The sequence below is a fragment of the Streptosporangium sp. CA-135522 genome (assembly GCF_050949235.1).
In the GTDB taxonomy this organism is placed as follows: domain Bacteria; phylum Actinomycetota; class Actinomycetes; order Streptosporangiales; family Streptosporangiaceae; genus Streptosporangium.
The window spans coordinates 833,563-856,088 of record NZ_CP192026.1 but is presented as its reverse complement, the minus strand read 5'-3'; the positions used below and the strand labels follow the sequence as shown (position 1 = coordinate 856,088).

26 protein-coding genes are annotated in these 22,526 nt (G+C 66.8%); 24 read left to right on the top strand and 2 right to left on the bottom strand.

Features of this window, described 5'->3' with window-relative positions:
• The first annotated feature begins 611 nt into the window (after positions 1-611).
• Positions 612-908 (top strand): Imm32 family immunity protein, encoded by a 297-nt coding sequence (locus tag ACQPYK_RS04245; protein WP_433250491.1) that lies wholly within the window; start codon positions 612-614, stop codon positions 906-908.
• A gap of 107 nt (positions 909-1,015) precedes the next feature.
• Positions 1,016-1,576, top strand: coding sequence for an NUDIX hydrolase (locus tag ACQPYK_RS04240; protein WP_433250488.1), 561 nt, complete (start codon positions 1,016-1,018; stop codon positions 1,574-1,576).
• Here the strand turns inward: ACQPYK_RS04240 and ACQPYK_RS04235 are convergent.
• Positions 1,557-2,600 (bottom strand): XRE family transcriptional regulator, encoded by a 1,044-nt coding sequence (locus ACQPYK_RS04235; protein WP_433250485.1) that lies wholly within the window; start codon positions 2,598-2,600, stop codon positions 1,557-1,559. The genes ACQPYK_RS04240 and ACQPYK_RS04235 overlap by 20 nt on opposite strands.
• 293 nt (positions 2,601-2,893) lie before the next feature.
• Between ACQPYK_RS04235 and ACQPYK_RS04230 the strand changes: the two genes are divergently transcribed.
• The 12 genes from ACQPYK_RS04230 to ACQPYK_RS04175 all read left to right on the top strand — a co-directional run bounded on the left by ACQPYK_RS04230 (position 2,894) and on the right by ACQPYK_RS04175 (position 13,032).
• Positions 2,894-3,304: a hypothetical protein gene (locus tag ACQPYK_RS04230; protein ID WP_433250482.1), complete on the top strand. Its 411-nt coding sequence runs from the start codon at positions 2,894-2,896 to the stop codon at positions 3,302-3,304.
• Positions 3,305-3,695: 391 nt separating this feature from the next.
• Positions 3,696-4,412, top strand: a complete 717-nt coding sequence (locus ACQPYK_RS04225; protein WP_433250479.1) for a GntR family transcriptional regulator — start codon at positions 3,696-3,698, stop codon at positions 4,410-4,412.
• 161 nt (positions 4,413-4,573) lie between these two features.
• A complete protein-coding gene (locus ACQPYK_RS04220; protein ID WP_433250476.1) occupies positions 4,574-4,912 on the top strand; it encodes a hypothetical protein in 339 nt (112 codons plus the stop codon).
• 151 nt (positions 4,913-5,063) lie between these two features.
• Positions 5,064-5,495: a plasmid replication, integration and excision activator gene (locus tag ACQPYK_RS04215; protein WP_433250473.1), complete on the top strand. Its 432-nt coding sequence runs from the start codon at positions 5,064-5,066 to the stop codon at positions 5,493-5,495.
• The gene (locus tag ACQPYK_RS04210; protein ID WP_433250470.1) at positions 5,492-5,812 is read left to right on the top strand and encodes a hypothetical protein; all 321 of its coding nucleotides are present in this window, start codon (positions 5,492-5,494) and stop codon (positions 5,810-5,812) included. Before ACQPYK_RS04215 ends, ACQPYK_RS04210 begins: the two co-directional genes overlap by 4 nt.
• Before the next feature lie 87 nt (positions 5,813-5,899).
• Positions 5,900-7,312 (top strand): FtsK/SpoIIIE domain-containing protein, encoded by a 1,413-nt coding sequence (locus ACQPYK_RS04205; protein WP_433250467.1) that lies wholly within the window; start codon positions 5,900-5,902, stop codon positions 7,310-7,312.
• Positions 7,309-7,509 carry a hypothetical protein gene (locus tag ACQPYK_RS04200; protein ID WP_433250464.1) on the top strand — a complete coding sequence of 67 codons (201 nt, stop codon included), beginning with the start codon at positions 7,309-7,311 and terminating at the stop codon, positions 7,507-7,509. Before ACQPYK_RS04205 ends, ACQPYK_RS04200 begins: the two co-directional genes overlap by 4 nt.
• Complete coding sequence (locus ACQPYK_RS04195; protein WP_433250461.1) at positions 7,502-9,169, top strand: replication initiator; 1,668 nt, start codon at positions 7,502-7,504, stop codon at positions 9,167-9,169. Before ACQPYK_RS04200 ends, ACQPYK_RS04195 begins: the two co-directional genes overlap by 8 nt.
• A complete protein-coding gene (locus tag ACQPYK_RS04190; protein WP_433250458.1) occupies positions 9,166-9,360 on the top strand; it encodes a helix-turn-helix transcriptional regulator in 195 nt (64 codons plus the stop codon). The genes ACQPYK_RS04195 and ACQPYK_RS04190 overlap by 4 nt, the downstream gene beginning before the upstream one ends.
• Positions 9,357-10,721: a tyrosine-type recombinase/integrase gene (locus ACQPYK_RS04185; RefSeq protein WP_433250455.1), complete on the top strand. Its 1,365-nt coding sequence runs from the start codon at positions 9,357-9,359 to the stop codon at positions 10,719-10,721. Before ACQPYK_RS04190 ends, ACQPYK_RS04185 begins: the two co-directional genes overlap by 4 nt.
• Before the next feature lie 681 nt (positions 10,722-11,402).
• On the top strand, positions 11,403-12,083 hold the full coding sequence (locus ACQPYK_RS04180; RefSeq protein WP_433250452.1) for a GntR family transcriptional regulator: 681 nt from the start codon (positions 11,403-11,405) through the stop codon (positions 12,081-12,083).
• 40 nt (positions 12,084-12,123) lie between these two features.
• The gene (locus tag ACQPYK_RS04175) at positions 12,124-13,032 is read left to right on the top strand and encodes a phosphotransferase (RefSeq protein WP_433250449.1); all 909 of its coding nucleotides are present in this window, start codon (positions 12,124-12,126) and stop codon (positions 13,030-13,032) included.
• On the opposite strand, the gene ACQPYK_RS04170 is transcribed toward ACQPYK_RS04175, so the two are convergent.
• A complete protein-coding gene (locus tag ACQPYK_RS04170) occupies positions 13,029-14,390 on the bottom strand; it encodes a hypothetical protein (protein ID WP_433250446.1) in 1,362 nt (453 codons plus the stop codon). The two genes, ACQPYK_RS04175 and ACQPYK_RS04170, sit on opposite strands and share 4 nt — an antisense overlap.
• 537 nt (positions 14,391-14,927) lie before the next feature.
• Here ACQPYK_RS04170 and ACQPYK_RS04165 point away from each other — a divergent pair.
• From ACQPYK_RS04165 to ACQPYK_RS04120, 10 genes are all read left to right on the top strand, one after another.
• On the top strand, positions 14,928-15,179 hold the full coding sequence (locus ACQPYK_RS04165) for a hypothetical protein (RefSeq protein WP_433250443.1): 252 nt from the start codon (positions 14,928-14,930) through the stop codon (positions 15,177-15,179).
• On the top strand, positions 15,179-15,382 hold the full coding sequence (locus ACQPYK_RS04160) for a hypothetical protein (RefSeq protein WP_433250440.1): 204 nt from the start codon (positions 15,179-15,181) through the stop codon (positions 15,380-15,382). The genes ACQPYK_RS04165 and ACQPYK_RS04160 overlap by 1 nt, the downstream gene beginning before the upstream one ends.
• Positions 15,382-15,840, top strand: a complete 459-nt coding sequence (locus ACQPYK_RS04155; protein WP_433250437.1) for a hypothetical protein — start codon at positions 15,382-15,384, stop codon at positions 15,838-15,840. The genes ACQPYK_RS04160 and ACQPYK_RS04155 overlap by 1 nt, the downstream gene beginning before the upstream one ends.
• On the top strand, positions 15,837-16,094 hold the full coding sequence (locus ACQPYK_RS04150; RefSeq protein WP_433250434.1) for a hypothetical protein: 258 nt from the start codon (positions 15,837-15,839) through the stop codon (positions 16,092-16,094). Before ACQPYK_RS04155 ends, ACQPYK_RS04150 begins: the two co-directional genes overlap by 4 nt.
• Positions 16,095-16,221: 127 nt before the next feature.
• On the top strand, positions 16,222-18,102 hold the full coding sequence (locus tag ACQPYK_RS04145) for a hypothetical protein (RefSeq protein WP_433250431.1): 1,881 nt from the start codon (positions 16,222-16,224) through the stop codon (positions 18,100-18,102).
• A 10-nt stretch (positions 18,103-18,112) separates the two neighbouring features.
• Positions 18,113-18,547 (top strand): hypothetical protein, encoded by a 435-nt coding sequence (locus ACQPYK_RS04140; RefSeq protein WP_433250428.1) that lies wholly within the window; start codon positions 18,113-18,115, stop codon positions 18,545-18,547.
• 26 nt (positions 18,548-18,573) lie between these two features.
• Positions 18,574-19,458: a hypothetical protein gene (locus ACQPYK_RS04135; protein ID WP_433250425.1), complete on the top strand. Its 885-nt coding sequence runs from the start codon at positions 18,574-18,576 to the stop codon at positions 19,456-19,458.
• The gene (locus ACQPYK_RS04130) at positions 19,455-20,915 is read left to right on the top strand and encodes a hypothetical protein (RefSeq protein WP_433250422.1); all 1,461 of its coding nucleotides are present in this window, start codon (positions 19,455-19,457) and stop codon (positions 20,913-20,915) included. The genes ACQPYK_RS04135 and ACQPYK_RS04130 overlap by 4 nt, the downstream gene beginning before the upstream one ends.
• 141 nt (positions 20,916-21,056) lie before the next feature.
• The gene (locus tag ACQPYK_RS04125; protein ID WP_433250419.1) at positions 21,057-22,091 is read left to right on the top strand and encodes a hypothetical protein; all 1,035 of its coding nucleotides are present in this window, start codon (positions 21,057-21,059) and stop codon (positions 22,089-22,091) included.
• Positions 22,092-22,274: 183 nt separating this feature from the next.
• Entirely contained in the window at positions 22,275-22,520 is a 246-nt protein-coding gene (locus ACQPYK_RS04120) for a hypothetical protein (protein WP_433250416.1), read from the top strand.
• Positions 22,521-22,526 lie beyond the last annotated feature (6 nt).

Below are 22,526 nucleotides of genomic sequence, written 5' to 3'. Positions count from 1 at the left end.
TCTGGAGTACGAGCGCTACTGGCCTGGCGCGGCGGAAGAGGCGTTACGCGCTTGGACGCTGTTCTTACGGGATCCATGGCACCGGCTTTTCGATCCGGTGCAATCCTGTGGGGAGATGCTGTGCTGTCCTGATCCCGTCGAGCTTCGTGCGCTCTTGGATGCCGTGGTTCACGTCCTGCCCAAGAAGGACGCTCGTGTGCTCCGGGAGAGGATCGGTGACCTCGACGATCTCTGGTAGTTACCTATGACGTGAGCGCGCCTGGCGTCGATCCGGGGCATCCGGACGGGGAGGCGATGGGCGGCGGCGCGTCGCTGGGGTCGGCGAGTGCATCGGTCGTGGCGGGCTCGCGGTGCGGCTACGGCCCGGGTCGCCGCCGACCGGGACCGGCGCCCACGCCGCACGCCCGGTCGGCGTGCGGCAGAGGGCCGGGTACGGCGGCGCGGCGCGGCGCCGCTTGATGCCTACAAGAACAATTCGGCAATTGGCCTCGGCCGTTATGCCGTCCTCTCCTGGAGATGCTTGATGCTCGGCGGGTCGTCTCACGCAACGGTCCGTAACCGTGCAGGCGAGCGGGGCACGGTCAGCCGGTGAAGTCCGGCATTGTGTGGGCGTGGACGAGGTAGAAACGAAGAAGGTCATGCTTGAGGTGCCGAAGTACTCCGCAGACGGTGGATTACCCCGTCTCTGGCCGGACAACTACTTCCTTCAGGTTCTGGTCAGCGATGGTTACGTGACGATCGAGGGTGACCCAGCGGGCCTGCGGGGCTTGGCGGTGCAATTGCTATCGCTGGCAGAGGCTGATGTGCCTCCGGGCTATGGGCACGATCTGGATGACTTGCCAGCCGAGCTTGACCCCGGCTCGGTGCCGCTCACTCTGCTTAGGACTCTCGACACTGGCCACGCATAGCTGACGCTTCTCGAGCCCTATGTGGTGCCACTCGACATCTCTGAGGACGTGGCGGCTTTGTGCTGATGCCCGTGTACGTCGGAGATGTTGGGCTGTAGCTTCGCTGTGTGGCTACCAATGAGGAGCAGACGCGCTGGATCGTCCATGGCGAGCGGCTGATCTATGACAACCGGTGGATTCGGCTGGGCCTGGTTGACGTCGCGATCCCGGATGGGGAGCGGTTCGAGCATCACGTGGTGCATCTGGATCGAGCGGCTATCGCTGTAGTGGTCGATGACCAAAACCGGGTGCTCCTGATGTGGCGACACCGCTTCCTCGCTGACCGATGGGGGTGGGAGTTGCCCGGCGGGCTGATCGACGCGGGCGAGGATGCCATGACGACGGCCGCTCGTGAAGTAGAGGAAGAGACGGGGTATCGGCCCAAGGAGATCGAGCACCTGATCACCTATCAGCCGATGGCCGGCATGGTCGACTCCGAGCACAACCTGTTCCTCGTGCGAGGTGCAGAGCTGGTGAGCAAGCCGACCGGGGAGATCGAGGCCGATCTCATCGAGTGGGTGCCGATGTCGGAGATTCCAGAGATGATCGCCCGCGGTGACATCTGGACGTCGGGGACGTTGATCGGTCTTTATGCGGCGCGGGAGCGGCTCAACGGAGTGAGCGGGTAACCGCTCGGGCGAGTTCCTCGATGCGCTTGCGCTGACGGCGGGAGCCGGTCATGGTCGCGAGTTGCTGGGCGCGTTGGATGTGGGGTTGGGCCGCATCGGCTTCTCCTCTGGCGAGGAGGGCGTGGCCCAGGTCGCAGCGCACCCCGGATTCGGCGCGGTTGTAGGTGCCGTCCATCCCGGCCAGCGCTGAGCGAAGATCTTCGACGGTGCCAGGGTCGCCGAAGCGCACCAGGCAGTTGCCGCGCCAGCGGGCCAGGTGGTGAGCGTCCAGGGAGAGATACGGCATGCTCGCGTCGGCGGCCCCGTCCGGCAGGAGTGTGGCGGCCTGGTCGAGCGCCATGCGGCAGGTGGTCTCGTCGCCAAGGATCGCGGCGGCTTCGGCCTCGGCTGCCGACAGCCATGTCCGTAGCCGGTCGGGAATGCGGTCGCGGTGGGTGGTGTGGATGTATTGGAGAAGCTCGGTGGCTTCGGCCGGCCGTCCGAGTTCCACCAGGACGTAGGCCTGTTCGGCGGACACGTAGGCGAGCACCGCGGGATCGTCGGCTTCGCGGGCGGCGGCTTTGGCGTGCTCGTAGTGGTTCCACGCGTCGTTCAGGGCGCCGGTGTCGATGGCCTGCCAGCCGGCGAGTGATGAGGTCTCGGCGAGGACGTGGGCGAGTTGGGCGCGGATGCCGGGCCGTACGGCGTGCCGGTGAGCGCGTTCTACTTGGGCGATCTGGGCGCGCATCTTGTCGGCGATGGCGAGCCCGCCGAGTTGGCGGTCCAGGAGACGCAGGTTGTTGGTGTCGGTGGTGAGGATCATGACCATGGTGGAGTCGACAGCGGCGGCGGCCTCGATCCGGGCCATCAGCTCGTCGGCCTGCTCCTGGTGGTTGTCGCCGTGGTCCCCGGTGGGGGACGCGATGTCCACGGGGGCCAGGCCGAAGAGCATGCGGGCGTGGTCGGGTAGTCCGAGACCGGTGGCGATGCGCTCGTAGACCTCCAGGTCGGTGACCTGGCGTTGTCCTCGGATGATCAGACTCACATGGCCTTGGGCTATTCCAGTCGCCGCGCTGAGACGGGTCTGGCTCGCACCGTTGTGCTTGACAGCGAGCTTGAAGAGACCGGCTACGTCACGGTTTTTGAGGATTTCTCTGCTTTCGTCACGATCCCAGACCCAAATCGGTATTTCGATCGGATCGAAAGCATTCCCGTGCATTCCGTCCTCCGGTCATCAGTGCCTGAGGTGATGCATCGCTGTAGATCGAGACTCTATATTCTCGGCGGTATACCTGCGTGGGATAGGGAAGGAAAATTCGCCGGGACATTCTTTCCGGCATGACAACACCAGTTAAGTGCGCGGAATGTGATGGGCGCGGCTGGAAGATCGTTACCCGTCGTGGATGCGTGGCGGCCATGGGCCTGCACATGGAACTGTCCGCACGGGAAGACTGCCTTTACTGCGGCGGCATGGAGCAGCTCGTCGAGATGTTCGAGTGGGAGGTGTTCGTCACCTCCGACGGGACCGATGAGCTCGGGCCGTGCGGGATCAGCTCGGGACAGGCCACGGCGATGGACACGCTGCGCACGGAACTGCGCCGGATGGAGTCGCCCGGGACGGCCTGGGGACGGATCACGCATCGGGTCTACGATTTCGGCACCGTCCCGGACGACTGGTCGCGGCGGGTGATCTTCCGGGCGACGGTGGATCCGGCGGGATCGGTGCGCTTCGAGCGGATCGCATCTTGAGGGAGCAGACGGCCGCGTGGGTGACACCCTGCCCGGCTTTCCACCTTCCGCCGGCGCAGGACGGGCACCGGACTCTGTCATGGAGCGATCCGCGCCGATTCGAGCGAATTCGCGTGGTGGAATGGACCTGTCACGAGCACCGGATGACGTCTTATGAATTCTGTCAGGCGGGCGGCTTGGCCTTCATCCGGCGGACGGTCAGCGATAAGAAGAAAACGGTCATCGCGCAAAGCGACGCATGGTCTCACCGGGAAGCCCGCACCGTGTGGACGGCTCTGTTGTCCGGAATGGTGAGATAGCCGTTCTTCCCGCTGGCGGAGGTCCTGACAAGCCTATGCTCAGCCGGTACTGTGCTTATGCAGACAAGTGGAAGAGTGATCGGGCGGTTGACATGAGCATGGACTTCGCTCCGCCGAAGTATGCCCAGGTGATGACAGCGATTCAGCAACGGATCGAGGCCGGCGAATACGCTCCGGGTGCCATGCTGCCGTCCGAGACGCAGCTTGTCCGGGAGTTCGGCGTGGGCCGTACCACCGTGGTGCGGGCGCTGCAGACCTTGGCCATGCAGGGCTGGATCGAGCGTGAGCACGGTCGTGGCTCGTTCGTGAAGGGTCGCCCGGAGAGCGCACCGGATCGCGTCCGGCCCGGCCTGGCGGTGGCCGAACAGGCGGAGCACCCCGAGAGCGTCACCGATGTGCAGCGCCTTCCGGCTCCCCGTCACATCGCCCGTCTCCTCGGCGTTGACGAGCGGACCCCGGTGATCGTCCGTCGGCGGACGGCCCAGCAGGGTGGCCGGCTGTCCGCGGTGGAGGCCTTGTGGTTCCCGTTGGAGATCGCGCTCGGCACCGACCTGGACAAGCCCGAACCGCTGCGGCACGGAGTCCGTCAGCACCTCCAGGCGGTCAAGCACCTACGGTTCGACCACATCACCGAACGGCTGACGGCGCGCAGTCCCCGAAAGGACGAGGCCGAGTTGCTCGGCAGTTCCAAGCCCGTCCTCGGGGTGCTGGCCACCGCTCACAACGCGGCGGGGGCCGTGGTCATGGTTATGGAGGTGGCCTTGCCAGGTGATCTTCATGAGCTGCAGGATGTCTATCCCGTGACATAGGCCGACTTCGGGTGGTGCCATGCAGACCGTTACTCCCGTGCAGGATGAACCCTTACCCGAGAAGCGGTCGTCGAGAGCCGGGCGGTTGGGGTGCCTTGCGGCGGTACTCATACCGGTGATCGGCCTGTTCCTCCTCGTCAAGATCTCCATGTGGGTCAACGATGGCAAGCTGGCGGACATGGTCGATCGGTTCGAGCGCCACCCTCTCCCACCGGACCGAGTTGCTGGACTACAGCGCCCCTGACGGGTCCATCGCGCTTCGCAGCAACGGCAACCACTGCGACTACCGTGCCCGATTCACGCTAAGTACCCAGCTCACCGGACGCGAGCTCACCGATTACTACGCCGGGGTGAACATCGCAGGGATCGAAGGAGGTCAGGCGGCCATCACCGTGTGGATGGCTCAGCCAGCGAAGCGCTCGGCGTACTTTGACCGCGGGGTGGCGATCGTGGAGCTCTACGACAGCACCGGCGACGGCTTCGATTTCCGTTGCACCTGATCTGCCCGAGATTGTCTACCGGGTGAGCTAAGCCTTCTTCCGTCCGCCACGCTCAATCACTTGTGCGGACGAGTTGGAGAAGCTACTCTCAACTCAGTCGGACAAGTGGACAACCGAATGTCGGGCTGTCCAAAGTGAAAGGAACACCATCATGGCCATCCAAGGCCCCATCCCAATCGGCTTCGACCAGGTCTTCCCGCACGGCTGCTACATCGTCGGCGAGGTCGAACAGGTCAAGGACTTCGACGCCTCATCCAACGGCCGGACCGTCTACGCCAAGGACAAGACCACCGGCGAACTCATCTGGCAGGTCGCCGTCATGGACGCCGACCCCACCGTCAAGGCCGGCCAGAAGACCGTCGCCGTCAAGATCCTGTCCTCCGTCCAGCCGGTTCCCCCTGCCCCGCTACCCGGCCTGCCGTTCACACCGGTCGAGTTCGACCACATGACCGTCACTCCCTATGTCGGCCAGAACACCGGCCGCCTGGCCTGGTCCATCCGAGCACGGGCCATGCGCGCTCCCCGCACCGTTGCCACTCCCGCCAAGCAGAGCGCTGCGGTCGCCAAGGAGGCGGCGGCGTGAGCGAGCACCTGCCCTACACCATCGCCTCGGTATCGCTCGATGAGGACGGCACCCGGCTCAGTATCTCCTTCAACACCCCAGAGGTGCTGGTCACGGCGCTGGGTGCTCAGCGGGAGCGGCCGTTTCTGAGCCTGTCCACCACTGAGGCCAATGTGACGATCACCACCACCGGCTCGGGGCCGGTCACCGAACGGGACGTGACCCTCGCCCGAAAGATCGCCGATGCCGCCGCGCGCTACCTGGCCGACTGCGAACAGCTTCACGCCGCGCAGGCGGCGACTCCGATGCTTCCCGGCCTCGACGAGGACGCGGCCTGACACGTAAGCGGGGCCGCCAGAAGGTGCAACTTCCGGCGGCCCCCGGTTCTCCCTCTCACGCGAATTCAAGGAAGAGAGCTCAGCCTAATGTTCAAAAAACTGCCTGGCGACGAGGCACAACATCTCGTCTCCACCACCCCCGATACCGCCGTCGTCTTCCGCCCGGCCGTGGTCCGCACCCCGGCGATGGTGACCCTGATTATCTTCGCCTGGCGGCTGCTGGCCGGCGCCGTACGCCTGCTGTGGCGCCACCCGATCGCCTCGGCCGTCGTCGCCATGCCGTGCGCGCTGGCCTGGTTGTACGGCTGGCGCCTCGCCCTGGTCGTGGCCACGGTCCCCGTCTCGGTTCTCCTGCCCTGGGCGTTCTTCGACCGGGCCTCGTTCAACGCCTGGATCGGCTGGCATCTGCTGGCCTGGTGGCGGCTGGTGTGGGTCTACCGGCGGCACTGGCACTCGGTCATGGTCATCTCCGGCCTCGGCCGGCACTTACGCGGCCGGGACTACCTGCCCCGCCTCGTCGGCGTCTCCTGCACCTCCTGGGCCGACCTGGTCACGGTGAAGATCCTCACCGGCCAGGCTCCCAAGGACTGGTCCGACCGGATCGAACACCTGGCGCACGGGTTCGGCGCGCGCTCCTGCCGCGTCTCCGTCGCGCGCTCCGGCCGGCTGCTGATCGTCTTCCCCCGACATGACCCCCTCGCCACCCCGCTTGCGGCCGTACCGATCCCCGAGGAGGCGTCGGTGGGGCCGGTGGAAGTCGGCACCTGCGAGGACGGCAGGCCGTGGCTACTGAAGGTGCACGGCACCCACGTTCTCGTCGCCGGGGCCACCGGGGCGGGCAAAGGATCGGTCATCTGGTCGGCGATCCGCGGCCTGCTACCCGCTGTACGGGCGGGCCTGGTCCAGGTGTGGGCGCTGGATCCCAAGCGGATGGAGCTGTCCTTCGGCCGGACCCTGTTCGGCGACCGCTACGCCGCCAGCCCGGCCGACTGCGCCGATCTGCTGGAAGCGGCCGTGGCAGTGATGCAGGAGAGGGCCGACCGGTTCGCCGGACTCCAGCGCAACCACACACCCACCGTCGAGGACCCGTTCGTCCTGGTGGTGGTCGACGAGGTGGCGTTCCTGACCGCCTACCAGTCCGACAAGGGCCTCAAGCTCCGCATCTCCGCCGCGCTCGCGACCTTGACCACGCAGGGACGGGCGGTCGGCGTGGGTGTGCTGGCCGCGTTGCAGGACCCGCGCAAGGAGGTCATGAACATCCGCAACCTGTTCCCCGACAAGATCGCCCTCCGTCTCGACGAGTCCGAACAGGTGGACATGGTCCTCGGCGACGGCGCCCGGGATCGCGGCGCGCTGGCCGATCACATCTCCCCGATCCCAACCCAGGGCGCAGGCATCGGTTACGTGCGGCTGGAGTGCTCACCCGATCCGGTCCGGGTCCGCGCGGCCTACGTCTCCGACGCCGACATCCGCGCGATGGCCGGGGAGGTGGCGGCATGAGGGTCTGCTTCTACGGCACCGACGAGGAGATCACCCGCGTGTGCGAGCGGCCCTTCCTGGCCGTCCTGGGGCTGCGTCACCCTCAGCCCGTCCTGGCCTTCGAGCTGTTCGACATCAAGGTCAACGCCGATCCCTACGGGACCGTCGTCCGACTGTCCGCCGAGTTGTCCGAAGTGGAGGGGAGCGAGCGTGACTGACCCGAACAATCGCGGCCTCTCCCACGCCGAACGGCAGGCCATGCCGGTGGCGCTGGACGTCGCGGTCGAGATCGCCAAGCACAACGGCGTGTGCATCCACCCGGTGGTCCTGCGGCGGTTGGACACCCACACCGGCACCACCGAGGACGTCAACGTCCCGTGCGGGACCACGATGGAGGCCAAGTGCCCGCCGTGCGCCAAGCGCAACCGCTACCTGCGCATGGCCCAGTGCCGGGAAGGCTGGCACCTGGAGGCCGAACCCTCCACCACGCCGGATGAGCCGAATGAGGAACAGCGCTGGCTGGTGGAGTTTCGCGCGGACATGCAGGCTCAGCGCGATGCCGCCGACAAGGCCGGCGAGGACACCACCGATCTGGACGCGATGCTCGCCGGGTTGGACGAGGAGATCAACGCGGCCGGGATGCGGGGCAACCTGCTCGGCCGTACCGCCGCCAAGCGCAACCGCTCGACGAGGCGTCGCCAGGACGCCCCCGATCTGCCCAGGAGGGTGCGGCAGAACACCACGCTCGGGCGGACCTTCACCGGTTCGGACGGGGCCGCCTACCGGCCGTCGCTGTTCATCACCCTGACCTTGCCCTCCTACGGCCGTGTCCGCGCCGGCCAAGGCGTGCCGGTCGATCCGGACGCCTACGACTACCCGCGGGCGGCTCGGGACGCGCTGCACTTCTCCAAGCTCGTCGACCGCTTCGTGCAGAACCTCCGCCGGGTGGCGGGCTATGACGTGCAGTACTTCTCCTCCGTCGAACCACAGAAACGACTCGCACCACACCTGCACATGGCCGTACGGGGCACCATGCCACGCGCGGAGATCAAGGCGATCGCCGCCGCGACCTATCACCAGGTGTGGTGGCCGCCCGTCGATGAGGTGAAGTTCGACGGCGACCATCTGCCCGTATGGACCGAGCGCCCCCAGCGGGAAGACGGCACCCCCCACCCGGACGGCCAAGACGGCGACTACCTCGACCCATCCACCGGTGAACTCCTGCCGACCTGGCACCAGGCACTCGACCGGCTCGACGCCGACGACGAGGCCGAACCGCTGCACGTGATCCGCTTCGGCCCCCAAATCGACGTCCAAGGCGTCCTCGCCGGCACCCCGGACGCCGACCAGTGCATCCGCTACCTGAGCAAGTACCTGACCAAGAGCCTCGGCGACACCCTCGACGCCGACGACCCCGCACGCCGGGATCACGCGGCCCGGATGGTCGAGGCGCTGCGCTACGAACCGTGCTCTGCGGCCTGCCCGAACTGGCTGCGCTACGGCGTGCAGCCCAAGAACGCCAAGGCGGACATGACCCCGGGCCGGTGCCGGGGCAAGGCGCACAAGCCCGAGCACCTCGGCTACGCAGGCCGCCGCGTCCTGGTCTCGCGCAAATGGTCCAACAAGACCCTGACCGAGCACAAGCGCGACCGCCGCACCTGGGTCATGGAAGCACTCGGCCTGGCCGACGAGGTCCCCGACCCGCACCGCTACGTCTGGAAGCCTGTCCCGGCCGGCGACGACAACATCCCCTCCCTCGCCCTGCGGCTACTGCGCATGGTCGCCGAACGCCAACGCTGGCGAGCGACCCTGCTGGCCCTGGAAGCCAGAGCCACCGGACAAGACCATTCGGCAGTCGAGTTACGGGAGGCGGCGTGAGCAAGAACCGCGACCAGCTCATGACCGTTCCGGAGATCCTCGACGAACTCGGCGGCGTGTCCCGGCGCACCTTCTACCGCTGGCGGGAGATCGGTCACGCTCCCCAAGGTCTCAAGCTCCCGAACGGTGAAATCCGCATCTGGCGCAGCGAGTTCACCACCTGGCTTGAGACTCTCCGGGAGGCGGCGTGAACACCTCCTACGACGTGAAGTTCTGGGAGATCCGCCGGAACGAGACGAGCAAAACGCCGTCCTACGTGATCCGCTGGAAGGTCGGCGGTCGCCAGAAGTCCAAGACCCTGCGGACCAAGGCTCTCTCCGAGAGCTTCCTGTCGGACCTGCGGCAGGCGGCCAAACGGGGTGAGGCGTTCGACATGGAGACCGGGCTCCCGCTCTCCATGCTCCAGGCCAAGAGTGCCCGCACGGTTTTCGAGTTCGTGCGGGCCTACATCGACATGAAGTGGCCTCACGCGGCAGCCAAGAGCCGGGACAGCATGTCCGACGCGCTCTCGACGGTGCTCCCCGCGCTGACCAAGGATCGGCCAAGCCGTCCCGACGCCGAGACTCTGCGCACCGCACTCCGCAAGTACGCGCTCCTCCCCGCCGGTAAGAGGCCCGACGCTCCTCATGAGATGGCACAGGCGATCCGGTGGCTTGAAAACGCTTCGCTGGACCTGGCCGACCTGGGAGAGACCAAGATCGTACGACTGGCACTCGACGCGCTCGCCCTCCGTCTCGACGGCAAGGCCGCGGCCCCGAACACGATCGCCCGTAAGCGGGCGGTTCTCCATGCCGTGCTGGAGTACGCGGTGGAGTTGGAAGAGCTGGACGCCAACCCACTGCACAAGGTCAGATGGAAGCCTCCCAAGACCACTGAAACCGTCGACCCGCGCGTGGCGGTCAATCCACGGCAGGCTCAGGAACTCCTGACCATGGTCACCTACGTGGGCGGGCGCGGCCGGGGCCGGCGGCTCATGGCGCTGTTCGCCTGCATGTACTACGCGGCGCTGCGCCCGGCGGAAGCGGTCGGCCTGCGACTCCAGGACTGCCACCTGCCTCTTAAGGGCTGGGGACGGCTGACGGTCGACGTCTCCCGACCGGAGGTCAACACGCAGTGGACCGACAGCGGGGACGCTCACGAGGAACGGGGCCTCAAGCACCGCGGGCGTGCAGACGTACGGCCGGTGCCGATCCCGCCCGAACTGGTGAAGATCCTGCGGCGGCACATCGCCGAGTACGGCACCGGCGGGGACGGCCGCATCTTCCGTAGTGAGCGCGGTGGCGTGATCGCCTCGACGGCCTACACCGAGGTCTGGCAGGACGCGCGGGTCCTCGCCCTCACCCCTGCCCAGGTCGCCTCCCCCCTCGCCCGCAGGCCGTACGACCTGAGGCACGCGGCGGTCTCCCTCTGGCTCAACGCGGGCGTCTCGGCTCCCGACGTGGCCGAACGGGCGGGGCACGGCGTGGACGTGCTCCTACGGGTCTACGCCAAGTGCATCGACGGGCACAAAGAGATCGCCAATCAGCGGATCAGCGACGCGCTGACCGTATGAGACTCACTTCGCACGACCAGGGTCCCGGACACCCCCGGGACCCTTCGACGTTGTATGGCCGATTCTCCCTCGCGAGCCACTCCGAAAGCCCGGCGCGACCTGGGAAAACGACCTCAAGATCATTGCGCGTATATTGCGCGACCACCGACATGGGACCGCTCAGGGCGGCATACGGCTGCATGTCCTGGAAAAGCAAAAGAGCCCCTCGCGGGGCTCTGAGCTGGGAAAATCCCTGGTGGCAGGTGCAGGACTTGAACCTGCGTAGGCTGAGCCGACGGTTTTACAGACCCACCGCGAGAAAAGTCTGACCTGCGCATATGCAGGTTCGTACGCCTTGTCGGGAACGCACTGGGAATGAACGGCCAGGCTACTGGGGGCGATCGTGTCTAGCGCTAGCCATGTACCACCGTCGAGGCGCTGAGAGGCTCTCTAACAAGACCAACTCCGCTGGTATGCATTCCCATAAGGACGTGTCAGTTCGTCCGTCTATGGAGCGCTCAGCGCCTCTGTTTTTGTCGCACCGACTCAACTGTTCGGAGGGACTTGCACACACCGGCAAGCGCCGGTGCGAACACTTCCAGCCGCCTACACGGGTCTCAGGAGCCGACCCGTCCGCGCCGCGCCCGACACCAGCGCTTACCGTCGTAGCCTGAGGGCAATGTTCCTCGGCGAGGGAGCGCGATGAGTCAGAGTAACGAGCAGCCCACTTACATCCGAATCGCGAATGACCTCCGCACCCGGATTCAGGCCGGCGACCCACCACCGGGCGGCATGCTGGATTCCGACGCCGCCCTTGTGCGGACGTACGGTGTCGCTCGGGGCACCGTACGACAGGCGGTTGCCGAGCTGGAGCTTCTGGGCCTGGTAGTAAGCGAGATGGGCAAAGGTCGACGTGTCGTCGGTGAGGTGCCCGGTGAACCCGGTCCCCCCTCGACACGGTACGAGGTCGTAGCCGCAGCCCTGCGCCAGGACATCGTCAGTGGCACGCTCTCACAGGGCAGTCAACTCCCCCAAGAGATGGCGCTGGCGGAGCAGCACGGAGTGTCCAAGGGGACCGCGCGTCAGGCGCTCCAGATGCTGGCCGCCGAAGGGCGGATCACAGCGGTTCATGGTAAGGGCTGGTTCGTGGGCGACGCGCAGGGCGCGTTGACTCGAACTGACGAAGTTGCGGAGTTCATTCGAAAAGCGATTCTTACGGGAGACTTCCCGAGAGAATCGCGCATTCCCGGAGAGTCCGCGCTTGCTGAGCAGTACGGCGTAGCACGAGTTACTGTAAGACGTGCCATAGCCCTACTAGAAGCAGAGGGAATCATAGAGAGCAGGAGAGGGGTTGGACGAATCGTCACCTACTCCCATCAATAAGCGATAGTCCGTGAAGTGCTCAAAGAACAGGCGGGCTCCATTGAACGAGTCGCAGACAACTCCCTCACACTTCACTGCCTCCGAGGCGCGCAAAACCCTTGATGCCGCATGCCAAAAAATCGGACTCCACGCAGAAGAAGCAGCACTCCTCCGCTTAGGTGAAAATGCCATATTTCAACTCGCAACAGAGAAGGTAATCGTCAGAATCGCTCGTAGTACCGAAGTCCTCCCCGATGCGAGGAAGGAAGTGGCCGTTGCCGAATGGCTACGCGAATCAGATCTACCAGCGGCAGAGCCTGCTGACTATGAACAACCATTGGTGATTCAAGGTAGGCCGGTCACCTTCTGGCGCCTGATTGACAATAAAGGCGATAAAGCGAGCGTGAAAGACCTTGCTCGGATTCTCCGGCGGCTCCACCATCTCCCGGTTCCTCCAGGGCTGCCTCTGCCTGAGTTCGACATCTTCGGTCGGGTTTCCGAGCGCATCGCGAAGACAGAGGCGCTCTCGGACCAGGATCATGAATTTCTTACAGCCCGTCTCATCGAACTGCGCAAGAAGTCTGAGGACCTTCGCTACCCGCTGACTCCGTGCGCGGTGCATGGGGATGCTCATCAGCAGAACCTGATCGTCACTCTCGACGGAACGGTCTTACTCATCGACTTCGAGCGGTTCGCCTTCGGTCCGCCGGAAACGGATTTGGCCGTCACCGCGACAGAACGCCTCATCGGTTGGCACACCGCCGAAGAATATAAGAACTTCGCTGACACCTATGGGTTCGATGTCATTTCCTGGGAAGGTTTCCCTATACTTCGCGCGATCAACGAACTAAAGATGACCACTTGGCTCATGCAGAACGTCAATGAGAATAAAAAGGTTGCCCAGGAATTCAGAAAGCGCTTTTCCTCGCTCCGTGACGATGAAGCACCACGCTCGTGGACGCCGTTCTAGGCAATCGACGGGTACTTGCCGGCCACCAGTTCCCGGAAACTCTCGACTTCGCGGTTTCCGCGATACCCCTTCAAATCTACACAGAGATCGGAGACGTATCGGAGATAGCGCATCGACTTGAGAGAGCCAGCAAGCTCAACAGCTTCGGTCGCCAGGACAGCGGCTTGGCACGGCTCCCCTTGGTGGACGTATGTAGCCGCCTGTACCAGACGAATGAACGCGAGGGTGCGAGCGTAAACAGGATCAGTGAGTTCGAGGCATCGCCCGACGAATTCTTGCGCGATAAGCGGTTTCCGTAAATCCCGAAAACAGTGCGCGCCCTCTCCCGCTAGTTCAGCATCATCGAAATAGCTGATCCACTCAGGATCGTGGGCAACGTTCCGGCTCTCGAAGAGCTTTTCTGCCTCGCGAAGTACACGAGAGCACGCCGCATCGTCGCCGTTCCCTGCATGGGCTCTCGCCTCCATGGCAAGAAAGCTCGCCATGGTGGTACCGCTCGCGACCCCCTTCGAGCCCTCCTGCGCAGCCCTGGCAAGCTGTATCGCCTGCTGGAAGTTCCCCAGATAATTCGCTTGGTGGCTCATGTTGCCGAGTAGCCGCCCCCCGAGCATGCGATCACCCGCAGCCTGGGCGAGGCGTAGCGCTTGGATCATGTAGCGCTGAGCAAGACCGTGACGTCCCAGGTCGTAGGCCGTCCAGCCAAGAAGCTGAGCAACTTCAGCAGCGGCAGAGAACAGCTCCCGTCCAACGGATTCGGTGAACTTCCCATCCAGGAGCGGACTGACATCGCGAACGTAGTACTGCGCCAGTGCCGCGCGAGCATGCCCCCCGCCGAACTGGAAGTCCAGCTTCATAAAGAGCTGGGTGGTCATGCGAACGGCCCAGACATCGGACTCTCCCACATTGACCTGTGTGCCACTCCCCGCCGACAGTGGTTCGGGTCTCGACAGCAACCACGTCAAAAGCGGCTGCGTCCACGCAGAGGGCACCACAACAGCCTCTACAGCAAGCGGATCGTCCACCAAATCCCTGCGGGTGAGCCCAAGCAGCCTGGGGCCGACCTCAGGCACGGCATCGGCGTATTCAAGCCCCCGCTCCAGGGTCGTCGGCGTGAGCACCCCGCCCATGCCGATGTCCTCTAGGGAGAACCCCACACCGACTTTGCGACTCAGCGCTTCCACTATGAACTTCGCCGTCGTAGGCCGCGGCTGGACTCCCTCAAGCCAGCGCTTGACGTCCACGTGAGTACACCTGAGCGTCACGCCCTCTTCCTGCGCGACGAGCTGGACCCTCGACGCAAGCCCTTTGTTTGAACAGTCAGCCCGGCGCATGGCTTCGGCCAGCACGAGGTTAGGCATCCGGGACATCCTCACCTCCGATCATGCGGTTAAGGCCAGGATGACTCGCGTCAAGGCTCTTCGGCCACTTCTTCGCCAGAATCAATAGATCTTGTTCGTCCAGCTCAGGAGATAAATCACCCCCGAAAATCACCCCCTGAGCAACTGAGCACCTCCGCGATCACGCTGCCCCGAACCCCCTGCCCTGCGGTTCCCTGGAGTCAGTTGCAGGGATCAAGGTCCGGCACGGCGGAATCTCAAAGAAGCCAACCCGCAAGCCTTGACTCCTTGGAACTGTACATGTTCTATGTCTCTTAGAACCTGTACAGCAAGTAAGCCACATGCACGTCAAGGGGCCCCGGACAGAGGGGGCCGAGGTTCCCGGCACCTTGGCAGCCGGAGGGCAGGGCTCTGCCTGCAACGGGAGCAACCCATACCTCCCGCAAAGAGCCCCCGATCTACTGCCCCGATGGTCGCAGGCAGGGTTCGACTCCCTGCCGGGGCACTCCGACCACCCCCACCAACCCCTCGCATCCACCAGTTCAGAGAGGTACTCCCATGACGCCCCGCCACCCCGCCGCCTCCTGCGCATCGCTCGCGAAAACCGAGGCGGCATCCTCCCGGGACATCGACGTTCGCCCCCTGGCCTACGTGCTGACGCACATGCACCCCGACCTCAGCAAACCGATCCTGCCCGGCGAAAGCTGGAACGACATGATGGCCCGCCGCGCCGCAGCCGCCGACATCCTTGACGACCTGCTCACCGAAGCCGCTGACGAGCTGACCGACGCCGAGTCGGTGATCTGGTGATGGGCACCGCGACCTACCTCACCGTCGTGGCCGACCTCGCCGCGGCGATGCAGGTGCTGACCGGTGCTATCGAACTGGCCGCCGCGGTGCGGGATTTGACCAGCACGATCCACGACCAGCAGCCCCGCCGGCGGTTCTCGTCCGCTGACCTGTCCGACTGCACGTTCGAGGTGGCGGGCGCCCTCGCGAAAGGAGTTCTTTGATGAGCAGAACTTCATCCGGGCCGGAGTGGTCCGGGGACATGCTGGACCGCCCGGAGATGGTGGATGCGTTCACCTCTCAACTGCGGCGGAGTTTGTCGGATCAAGCCGAGTGGCTGTCCCGCATCCGGCGGGATGCCGAGGCCATGTGGAAGGCCAACCCGCCGGAGGGCTACTCCAGCTTCGAAGCGTGGTGGCGGCACCGCCGCATAGCTGGCCCGTTCGGTGAGATCCAGGAACTCCTGGAGAAGGCGGCCACGCTGACGTTCCAGTTGGAGGCCCGTTACCGGCGTGGCCGCCACGAGATCCCCGCCGCTCGCCAGGCCGACGCACAGGCCAAGCAGGCTCCCGAACTCGCACGCGGCACGGACTTCGCCGATCGGGCCAGGTCTGCCAGGCCCCGGCCGGTGTCGTCTGACGGCAGCTTCATGGACATGATCCGCGGGGAGCGGTCGGCATGAGCGGCACGACGACCGGGATGCCTCCCGAGGTGATGCGGCGCTTGCAGAACTTGACGCGGTTCTGGAACGAGCGGGTCCAGGCCGTCTCGACCGACGCCGACCTTGCCAGGGTGTGCTTCGACCGGGCCAAGGCCGCTGCCCGCCGGGCGCAGCGCACCGGCAACAACCCGCGGGCGATGCACGAGCTGGCCGAGTTGCTCGCGTCATGGGCGGCGCAGCAGGAACGCGCTGAAGCCATGCGTCACAGGGCGTGATGTTCATCTTCATGTTCATGCGCCGAACCTGGGCTTCTCGGGGGCCCAAGGCGCGACGCGCGTACGCGCGACGCGCGCGAGTCTACCCGGCCATATCGAGATTCAACCTTCCAGAAAGGAGGCAAATGTGAGCGACGACGACAGCGATGACGGCGGCGCGGTCCTCCCCTTCCCCCGCGTAGTCCTGCCGGGCTCCTTCGACGCCCCCGACCGGCCGGGTCCCAGGCCCGACTTCGAGGCTGACCCTGTCGGTGGGGAGCCTTCTCCAAGCGGAGCCTTGCCCCGCCTGCCGGCGGTCTCACCGATGGGACCTCCCCTGCACCTGACCGTGCCGGGCACGCCCGAGCCCGAGCCCGAGCCCGAACCCGGCGACGAAGAGGGGGCATTCACCCTGCCACTGCTGCAAGACCCCGATAACCCCAACGGTCGGGATACGGTCCAGCTCGCCATGGCGTTGATGACGGCCCTGGGCGTGGCCGCCGCACAGGGTATGTGGCACCGGGCTCGACACCGCCAGGCGCTCGCGGACCAGGCTCGCGCGCACGCCGACCGGGCACAGGCCAAAGCGGGGGGCACCGGTCACCGCAGCGGCGGCCCCAGCAGTGGTCACGGTGGCGGCCGGGGCGGGTCGAAGGGCGGCGGCGGGCTCCTGACGGGCTCGCGCCACGAGGGCGGCGGCTCGCGCCGGCGCGGTGGCGGCTCGGGGCACCCGGGTGGCGGCAGCCACCGCACGAAGGACCCCAAGCGGCCAAAGGGCCCCAAGAGCCCTTACGGCGGCGACGCGCACAAGCGCGGCGGCAAGGACGGTTACAAGGCCCCCAGGTCAACGCGCGGCGGCCGGAGGGCCCACGATCGAGCCGGGTATGGGCCCAAACGGCGCAAGCGCGGGAAGGCCACGAGCGGCGGACTCGGGGACGCGCCGTGCGTCCAGACGCGCAAACGACGCCCGAGCGGCAAAGACAGCAAGGACCGCACGAACGACCGCAAGCGCAAGAACGGCAAGAACACGAACGCTGCGGGTAAGCAGATCAGGCAGCCGCGCCGCACGCTGCGGTGGAAAGCCCCGCGCGCGAGCAAGCCCGGCCCCGGTGGGGACAAGGCACTCACGCCCGGCCGCAAGCGCTGGACCCGCACCCCACCCGGCACAAGCAAGTCGAGCACGCGCAGGCCGGGCGCGGGCAAGCGAGGCTTCACCCGCGGGAAGGGCAAGCAGAGCGCCAAGCGCTCACGCAAGTCCCGGTTCGGCACGTGGTCCTGGAGGAGTACGCCGGGGTGGGTGAAGCGCTGGCGGACCCGCCGCAAGGCGACGGCGTCCAGCTCGACCGGCTCGCCAGGTGCGACGGACGCACGCGGTGCGCGTGGCCGGGAGTCCTGGACCCGTACGGAGCCGCCGCCGTGGTCGGAATGGATGCGGCCACCGCCGTGGGCTGACCGGACGGTGCGGGTGACCGTCGAGCGGGTCGATGACCGGCCCTGGCCTCGCCCTGAGGCGTCGGCGATCACCGTGGGACAAGCGGCGCTGACCGCAGGCCCCGCCGTGCCGCCGGCCGCACGTTCGGCCTCGTCATCGGCGTCAGCAGCGGATCAGCAAGGAGCACCGATCGTGAGCATGCCCGTGAGAACGACCCAGTACGCGGATGCTGACCTGACCATCTACGACGTGATCGAGGCCGACGCCGACATGGCCGAGGAGATCACCGACGGGGTCGCCGACGCACGTGCGACGGCGGATGGCTGTGAGCAGTTGATGACTCGGTTGGAGGCTCTGTACGCCGAGATCAGCGACCTGAAGGTGCCGGGTGTCCTGCTCGGCATGATGGCGCTGATCATGGACAAGACCCAGACGGTCAAGGCCCGCGCCGAGGCGATCGCCGCCAACCTGCCCGCTGCCGCTGAGGCCGTCTCCGTCGCCGGGACCAACGCCGCCGCCCGCCACAAGGGGCTGGCCGATGCCGTCCGCGACGCCGGCCACACCCGCCCGGCCGAGCGCCAGTACCACGACGAGTAGGAGAAATCCCATGCACGAGCTGAACAGCGCACACAGCACCGGCGAGGTGGTCGCGGACAGCGGCGGCGTCATCTCACGGGTCGTCCGGTACGGCATCCTGCTCGTCCAGCTCACCGCGGCCGGCCTGCGGCTGCGCGGGCTGAGTGAGCAGGTGCGCGAGACGTACCGCTACGTCGAGGGCTGCTCGGCCTCCGTTGACCGCCTGGCCGACCAGATGGGCCGCTTGAGCGTCGATCCCGACACCGTGGGCGAGCACCACGGCGCGGCGACCATCATGCGGGCGGTCCTGGCCGACGCCGAAGCGATGGCCGAGGCCACCGAAGACCTGGCGACATCGTTCGAGCAGACCGCCGCCGCCCACGAGGCCGACTACGGATCGGTCGCCGCCGCCGCCAACGCGATGCCCGTCGCCATGGCTGACGCCGAGTTCTACTCCAACCGCTGACCACCTGGACCGAAGGAGGAACGATCGTGACCAGGCCCGTGATCCCGCCACCGCTGGCGCCGGTGGATGTGGAGCTTCCGCAGTGGCCCGCGCTGGTCAAGGCGCGTCGCCGCCTGGCCGTCGTACGTAGCGCGACAGGGCGCATGGCGACCCTGGCCGGGGCCACCGCGGCGGCGGCGGGCCTGTTCACCGGCGAGCTGACCGGCGCGGCCCTGCTGGCGGACGCTGCCCTCACCCTGGGGGGCTTGGTGACCTTGCGGTTGTGGAAGCCGCAGGGTCACCAGCGGGCCACCGCAAGCGTGCTCTACCTGATGCCCGGCACCAGCCTGGCCGCCCTTCTGGTCGCCGAGCAGGTCGTGCCAGGCATCCACTGGGGTGAGGCTCTGGCCCTGACCGTCTGGACAGCGGGGACATGGGTGCTGCGCCCGGCCGGCGTCGCCCGCCGCATGGTCTGCCCGCCGGCCCCCGCGCCCTCAACCGACCTGGCCCCGGCGCAGGAAGCGGCCTACGACCACCCCGCCGCCCAGTGGTGGGCCGAGCACGTCGCCATCGACGGCGGCGCGGCCCCCGCCACCGTGCTGGACGACGTCCAGCGAACCGGTGAGATGTCCATGCGGGCCGTGATCCGCTCCGCCGCCCCCGGCTGCCCCGTTCCTGACGTCTCCATCCGGCACCTGTCGGCCCTCATGGACATCCCCGAAGACGAGATCACGATCACCTCGGTACCCGGCCGCGGCGCGGGCGTGCGACGTCTGACGATCGGCCGGCCCGACGACGACCTGGCCACCATCTGGGCCAAGCACATCGCCCCGGCGGCCATGTCCGGCGCCGTACTGACCGGCGTCCGGGTTGGCCGCCCAGGTGCCGACTACACGACCACCCCGACGCCCCCCACGGAGGAGGACACGTGAGCGCGGTCATCGCCTCGCCCGGCGACGTGGTCGAACTGACCCTGGAAGTGCCGCAGGGCAAGGTGATCAGCTACGACCTGGCCGCGCTGTGCTCGGCACTGAACATCAACGACCCGACCCGTGTGGCCGTCGAGACGGACGGCCTACGGCGCGCGCTGGTCACGGTCTACCCCTCCAACCCGTTGGCGCAGGTGCGGGCCGTGACCCGCGAAGACCTGGTCATGGACCGGCACGGCCGGATCGTCACCGGGCTCTACCACAACGGCAGACCGGTCAAGAAACGGCTCTACGACCCCTCGACCGGCTCGGCGCAGCGGTTCTTGCTGTTCGGAACCACCGGCGCCGGCAAGTCTCGCGCCCTGCAAATCGAGCTGATCGCCGAGAAGATCAACAAAATATGTACCTGGCTCGCCGATCTCAAGCTGGGACAGTCGGTCCCCGAGGCCGAGGGCAACGTCGACTGGTACGCCCGCAGCCAAGAAGAAGCAATCTTGATGCTGATGGCGGCGGTGGCCGTCGCCCAAGCCCGCATGCGCCGCTACAGCGCGGCCGGCCGCAACAGCTTCGCACTCGGCGCGGACCCATTGCTGCACGTCCGCATCGACGAGGCGAACCGCCTGCTTGAGCGAGGGGCACCCTATCGGGACCTGGCGACCTACCTGATCAAGGAGCTGGGACGCACCGGCCGCTCCGTAGGCGTCAGCATCGGCCTATCCGCCCAGGCGTCCCACCTGGAAGAACTCGGCGGAAGCGACACGCTCAGAGCCATGCTCAAGGAAGGCGAAGTGACCCTGCTGCGCTGGTCGTCGTCCATGATGCGCCAGTTGGTCGCCGACGGCCTGCTGCCGGCCGGGGAACAGCTCATGCCCATCCCCAAGACGCTCGCCCCGCGCGAGCTGCGCAGCCAGTTCGACCCCGAACCCAACGACGACGAGGACGATGCCCCAGGCACACAAGGCATGGGCTACCTGTTGTCCGGCCCGCGCCCGACCGCGATGATGCGGCACCTACGGCTCGGCTCCATCGCCCCCCTGCCCGGCAAGGACCCAGAAATCCTGGCCCTGTACGGGAACGACGAGCCCCGCCGCCTGGAGGAGGTCTCCCACGAGGCCGCCGGCGTCGCCTACATGCTCCGCCACGACCCTGCCGCCATGGCGGCGCTGTGCGAGCAGTTCCGTCAAGCCCAACAGCAGAAAGGCGCGGGCCAGGGGACGGGCGCGGCAGGGACCGGCGAAAGCGGCGGGGGCGCCCCGAAGAAGATCCGCCTGGAGGACCGCGTTCGGACCGTCCTGGCCGAGGCCGACGCCCCGATGACCGCCGAAGACGTGCTTGCCGCCGTCAACGACGACGGCGGCAAGCCGGTCTCCCTCGGCTCCGTCCGCACCACACTCGGCGGGCTCGTGAAGAGCGCCGCGGCCACCCGCGTGGAGCACGGCCTGTACGCCCCCACCCGCTGAATGCCCCGTGCTGAGCGCTGCCCCGCACACCCACCCGCATCGCACCCGAAAGGAGGGATGGCCGTGGCCACCCAGAAAACCGCTGCACCCCCCGACACGCAGGCCGGACATGGGACGGCCCTATGGTGGACCATTCTGATCATGGGCACCACCGTCTCGGTGATCCTCAACCTCTGGCACGCCCTGTCACTCACCGGCCCTGAGACCGTGGCCGCCGCGAAAGCCGCCGGCAAGACCGCACCCGAGGTCGGCACCGGGCACCCGGTGCTGGGCATCATCTTCGCCCTGGTTCCCGCGGTGTTCGCCGCGCTGCTCTCCCACGGCCTGGTCAGCCCCATGGCGGCCAAGTGGTTCCGTGCGGCGATCCTGGCACTGTTCGCGGTCAGCATGCTGACCTCCATCGCCTCCCAAGCCGCCGTCATGCGCCCCTACGGCGGCGGCTACGGCGCCGAGTGGTCGATCCCCCTCGTGCTGGACGCCTCCGCACTGCTGGCCCTGCACTTCATCACCAAGGCCGCCACCACCGCCCGCGAGGCCATCGTCTGGGAACAGCAGGAGGCGGAACTGGCCGTCATGAAGGCGGAACTCCGCCCCCTCGTCGAGGCGGAACTTCGAGCGGAACTGGAGGCGGAAGTACAAGCCCTCCGGGCGGAACTGGAGACGGAAGCCGCCCGCACCCGCGAGGCGGAACGTGATGCCGTCCGCGCGGAAGTACAGGCGGAACTCGGGACCGAACTCCAGGCATCCCGGCGCGAGATGGAGACCGCGTTGGCTGCACGCGAGGTCGAGTTGAACAAGCAGCTCGCCGACCGTATGGCGCAGGCCGAAACCCAGATCCGCCGAGACGCCGAGAGCGACACGCAGCGGCGAGTCCGTCGTGCCGAAGTCGAGACCGAGGCCCGCGTCCGGCTCGAACTCACCGCAGACGCCAAGCCCAAGACCAGGGCCAAGACCGCCGCAACGCCTGCGAAGAAGACCACGCGCACCGATCTGAGCACCAAGGACAGGGCCCGCATCCTGCGCATCGACCGGCCCGGCATCACCGGCACCGAACTCGGACGTGCCCTGAATGTGTCCGACCGATACGGTCGCCAGCTCCTTGAACAACTGCTGGAAGAAGAAGCAGGGGCGCCCGACGTCTCCGCCTCAGAGGTCGTTCTCCGCGCAGTCAACTAAGCGCCGACCACGCCCCTCGGTTCCGCCTCTGAATTCCGCTCTCGGAGCCAGGGGTTCCGCCCAGAGTTCCGGCCGAAGTTCCGCCTCGACGACGGGGCGGAGTTCCGCTTTCAAGGCGTCCAGTTCCGCCGCCTGGCTCCGCCTCCCCTTCGTGTCTTCAACACCCATGTCCGGGAGTTCCCCATGTCCATTCTGACCGCGCTGACCACCCTCGCGATCTACTCAACCGCCGTAGTCGTGCTCGCGCTCACCGCCGTGATCGCCTACCGGCTCAACCTCAAGCGCCACCCCTTCACCGACTGCCGCCGCTGCAAGGGCACCGGAGAACGGCGTAGCTGGGTGTTCGCGCACTCCTTCGGCTACTGCCCCGACTGCCACGGCAGCGGACGCAAGATCCGCGCAGGCGCCCGCCTGCTCAACATCCGCTGATGTGAA

Excerpts from the sequence above, each read along its gene's own strand:
- ACQPYK_RS04230 (WP_433250482.1), top strand. The coding sequence starts at position 2,894 with ATGACAACACCAGTTAAGTGCGCGGAATGTGATGGGCGCGGCTGGAAG.
- ACQPYK_RS04225 (WP_433250479.1), top strand. The coding sequence starts at position 3,696 with ATGAGCATGGACTTCGCTCCGCCGAAGTATGCCCAGGTGATGACAGCG.
- ACQPYK_RS04220 (WP_433250476.1), top strand. The coding sequence starts at position 4,574 with ATGGCAAGCTGGCGGACATGGTCGATCGGTTCGAGCGCCACCCTCTCC.
- ACQPYK_RS04215 (WP_433250473.1), top strand. The coding sequence starts at position 5,064 with ATGGCCATCCAAGGCCCCATCCCAATCGGCTTCGACCAGGTCTTCCCG.
- ACQPYK_RS04205 (WP_433250467.1), top strand. The coding sequence starts at position 5,900 with ATGTTCAAAAAACTGCCTGGCGACGAGGCACAACATCTCGTCTCCACC.
- ACQPYK_RS04200 (WP_433250464.1), top strand. The coding sequence starts at position 7,309 with ATGAGGGTCTGCTTCTACGGCACCGACGAGGAGATCACCCGCGTGTGC.
- ACQPYK_RS04180 (WP_433250452.1), top strand. The coding sequence starts at position 11,403 with ATGAGTCAGAGTAACGAGCAGCCCACTTACATCCGAATCGCGAATGAC.
- ACQPYK_RS04170 (WP_433250446.1), bottom strand. The coding sequence starts at position 14,390 with ATGCCTAACCTCGTGCTGGCCGAAGCCATGCGCCGGGCTGACTGTTCA.
- ACQPYK_RS04165 (WP_433250443.1), top strand. The coding sequence starts at position 14,928 with ATGACGCCCCGCCACCCCGCCGCCTCCTGCGCATCGCTCGCGAAAACC.
- ACQPYK_RS04160 (WP_433250440.1), top strand. The coding sequence starts at position 15,179 with ATGGGCACCGCGACCTACCTCACCGTCGTGGCCGACCTCGCCGCGGCG.
- ACQPYK_RS04155 (WP_433250437.1), top strand. The coding sequence starts at position 15,382 with ATGAGCAGAACTTCATCCGGGCCGGAGTGGTCCGGGGACATGCTGGAC.
- ACQPYK_RS04150 (WP_433250434.1), top strand. The coding sequence starts at position 15,837 with ATGAGCGGCACGACGACCGGGATGCCTCCCGAGGTGATGCGGCGCTTG.
- ACQPYK_RS04140 (WP_433250428.1), top strand. The coding sequence starts at position 18,113 with ATGCACGAGCTGAACAGCGCACACAGCACCGGCGAGGTGGTCGCGGAC.
- ACQPYK_RS04125 (WP_433250419.1), top strand. The coding sequence starts at position 21,057 with ATGGGCACCACCGTCTCGGTGATCCTCAACCTCTGGCACGCCCTGTCA.
- ACQPYK_RS04120 (WP_433250416.1), top strand. The coding sequence starts at position 22,275 with ATGTCCATTCTGACCGCGCTGACCACCCTCGCGATCTACTCAACCGCC.